Source organism: Paracoccus sp. (in: a-proteobacteria) (genome assembly GCF_039808215.1).
In the GTDB taxonomy this organism is placed as follows: Bacteria; Pseudomonadota; Alphaproteobacteria; order Rhodobacterales; family Rhodobacteraceae; genus Paracoccus.
On the sequence record NZ_JBDHSP010000145.1, the window covers coordinates 1 to 3,311 of the forward strand.

A 3,311-nucleotide genomic window follows, 5' to 3' on the forward strand; every position below is an offset into this window, starting at 1 on the left:
ATAGCCCATGAAATTGGCGAACGGGATCGGCCGGATCTGCTCGCAGGTATAGATCGCGGCCATGTTCTGCGGGTCGTAGCCGGAGATGAAAAGGCCGCCCGCCAGGTCGAAGCTCCAGTCGACATAGACGGACTGGAAATAGGCCGCGTTCTCCAGGGGGACGATCTTGGCGTCGATGCCGATGGCGCGCAGATTATCGGCGATGATCTCGTTGGTCCGCGCATAGACGAAAAGCGCCGGCCGCGAATTGATGGTCATGGCGAAGCGCGTGCCGCCGGCCTTGCGCGGATAGCCGGCTTCGTCGAGCATCTTCTCCGCCAGCTTGGGGTCGTAGGCGTAGTCGAGCCCGGAGAGCGCCTGTCTGTCGAAGGCCCAGGAGTTCGGATGCAGCGGCCCGCTGGCCAAGGGGCTGTAGCCGTATGCGACGCTCTTCTGGATGAACTCGCGATTGATCGCATGGCTCAGCGCGCGTCTGACCACGGCCTTGTCGAAGGGCGCCCGGCGCAGGTTGAAGCCGAAGGTGGCGACGTCCGCCGTGGCTTCGGCGCCGCTGCCCACCACCGTGATGCCGGGAACCTTCTTCAGCCGGTCGATCTCGTTGGCGGGGAACCCGCCGGAGGCGATGTAGTCCGCCTCGCCGGCTTCCAGCGCGACGACGCGCGAGGACGGATCGGAGATGAAGCGGAAGATGATCTTGTCCAGATAGGGCCTGCCCGGCTTCATGAAATTCGGGTTGCGGGCGAGGGTCACGTGATCGCCGGCGACGCGTTCCTGAAGGATGAACGGCCCGCCGGTGACCTTGGGATTGATGCTGTTGGGATTCTGGAACGGATCCGTTCCCTCGTAGACATGCTTGGGCAGGACGAGCGCGGTCATGTGCCCGAGCAAGGCGATCAGCGGCGAGAAGGGCCTCGCGAGCCTGAAGACCACGGTATGGTCATCGGGCGTGTCGATCGCCGAGATCATCCCGAAGTTCTGCTTGCCCGAGGGATGATACTTGATCGCCATGTCCAGGATGGAGAACTTGACGTCGGCCGAGGTGATCGGCTTGCCGTCGCTCCACCGGGCGGTGGGGACGAGATGGAACGTATAGCTCAGCCCGTCCGGCGCGATCTCCCAGCGCTCGGCCAGCGAAGGCTTGGGCTTCAGGTCCAGCCCGTATTCGAGCAGTGCCGGAAAGAGTTGCGTGCTGATGTACTGGTTGTCGCGGTTCTGGTTCAACCCCATGAAATTGTTCGGCTCGTTGGGTACGGCGACGACCATGACGCCGCCGCTCCTCGGCGCGGACCCTTGCGCGAGGACCGTTCCGCACGCCAGAAGAGCGGAGAACGCGCAGGCGCCGGCTACAAGATTTCGCTTCAGCTTGTTCGGAAGCATCATCGTATTCCCCTCGTTGTTGCGGCAGGTTTCACGCCATTTTTTAACTTGATCCCCTGGGGGTTCCTCCGTGATTTCCTCTCATTCAAGAGCGGAGCTTTATTTGCCGGTTCATGTTCTTGTAGAGCAGGTAGCGCGCCGGGCCGGGCCCCCCGGCATAGAAGGCCTGCGGGCAGAAGGCGCGCATCCAGATGAAGTCGCCGGCCTCGACCTCGTGCCACTGCTCGTTGAACAGGTACATGCCCTTGCCCTGCAGCATGTAGAGGCCGTGCTCCATGATGTGCGTCTCGATGGCCGAGATCGTCGCGCCCGGACCGAAGCTCACCATGTTCATGTGCATGTCGTAGGCGATATCGTTGGTCGGGATGAGATTATGCGTCCATTTCTGGTCGCTGGTCGGGTTGCGCACGATCGGCACGTCCCGTTCGTGGCGCAGGATCGGCGCGGGCCTGAGATCGCCGAGCGGCTCGAACGCCTTGCGGATCCAGAGGAACTTCGCCGGGTTGGATGCGTCGTTCCTGACCGCCCATGGCGTGTCCGGGGGGACGAACGCGAAGCCGCCGCCATCATAGGTTTCCGTGCGCCCGTCCACGGTGATGGTCAATTCGCCGTCCAGCACGAACAGAAAGCTCTCCCCCCCCGCCTCGACCTCGGGCCGGTCGCAGCCGCCGCCCTGATCGAGGAAGACGAGATATTCCGCAAAGGCGGTGGCGAAACCGATGGCCGGGGCCGCCAGGACCCAGCAGCGCGTGTTGCGCCAATCCGGCAGAATGCTGCGGACATTGTCGGTCATCGAGGAGGCGGGAATGATCACATAGGCCTCGCGCACGACGGCCTTGCTCGTGATCATGGTGGTCTGCGGCGGCACATTGCCGTTCGGCGTGAAGTAGCTGGTCATTTTTCCTCCCAGTGCTTTTGACGCAAGACGAGCCGGCCATGGCCGGGTTCCGCGGTGATCCGGCCGTCGTGGAAGACCGTCTTTCCCCGCACCACGGTCCGGGTCACCGCGCCCTTGAAGCCGCAGCCGACATAAGGGCTGTGCTTGTGGCGATAGAAGAGATCGTCGGCCGACAGCACCCATTCGCGAAACCCGACGCCCCTACGAGGGACAGGCCGGAACGGATTGTAACCTCATCAGATAGATTGCATACAAAAATATCATGTCAACACAAAACATCTCTATTGCTCTCAATTCAGCTTTGCGCCAGAAATGACCGGAACGGCCGGCGTGCCCGGCCGCCCGCGCGCCGAGGACGGGAAGGATGCTTGCTTGACGAAGCATGCGCAGCCTTGCGGCATTCAGCTCCCCCGGCCGGGGAATTGGGCCGACCAGCCGCCGGAGCTGAAGGAAAGGGCGCGCTATCTTCTGCTCGACACGATCGGCACCGCCCTCGCCGGGCGCTCCGCCGACGCCACGCTTCAGGTCCGGACGCTGATGCCGCGCGGCGCGGCGTCTCCGCTCGAGGCGGCGCTGCTGTTGGGGACGGCCTGTCAGGCGCTCGATCTCGACGAGACGAACCTGCCGGCCCGCTGCCACATCGCGGCGGCGGTCGTTCCCGCCCTGATCGGCGCCGCGATGACCGGAGGCTGCGGCGGCGCTCGCTTCATGGAGGCGCTGCTCGCCGCCTACGCATTCGAGGCGCGCCTGGGGCAGGCTCTCGCGCCGCGCCATGGCGCGCGCGGATGGCATCCGTCGGCGACGCTCGGCGTGTTCGGCGCCGCCTATGGCGCTTCGCTGCTGATGGGGCTCGACGAGGAGCCGATGCGCCATGCGCTCGTCATCGCGTCCACGCAGGCCGGCGGCGTCAGGGCGGTCTTCGGCGGCACGGCGAAACCCTTCAATCTCGGACGGGCGGCTCAATCGGGGCTGACGGCCGCCCTTCTCGCGCGGTCCGGGATGACGGCGCCCGGCGATCCCTTTCTCTCACCCGTCG

At 64.8% G+C, this 3,311-nt stretch carries 4 protein-coding genes; 1 reads left to right on the plus strand and 3 read right to left on the minus strand.

Translation table 11 applies throughout. From position 1 onward, the window contains the following. The 3 genes from WMK75_RS18710 to WMK75_RS18720 form a co-directional block, all read right to left on the minus strand. On the minus strand, window positions 1-1,380 hold a 1,380-nt coding region (locus tag WMK75_RS18710), incomplete at its 3' end, for an ABC transporter substrate-binding protein (protein WP_347269087.1). A gap of 82 nt (window positions 1,381-1,462) precedes the next feature. Beyond that, entirely contained in the window at window positions 1,463-2,275 is an 813-nt protein-coding gene (locus tag WMK75_RS18715; protein ID WP_347269088.1) for a (S)-ureidoglycine aminohydrolase, read from the minus strand. Next, window positions 2,272-2,454, minus strand: coding sequence for a hypothetical protein (locus WMK75_RS18720; RefSeq protein WP_347269089.1), 183 nt, complete (start codon window positions 2,452-2,454; stop codon window positions 2,272-2,274). Before WMK75_RS18720 ends, WMK75_RS18715 begins: the two co-directional genes overlap by 4 nt. Before the next feature lie 193 nt (window positions 2,455-2,647). Between WMK75_RS18720 and WMK75_RS18725 the strand changes: the two genes are divergently transcribed. Beyond that, window positions 2,648-3,311 (plus strand): MmgE/PrpD family protein (locus WMK75_RS18725; RefSeq protein WP_347269090.1); only part of this gene is annotated, 664 nt, incomplete at its 3' end.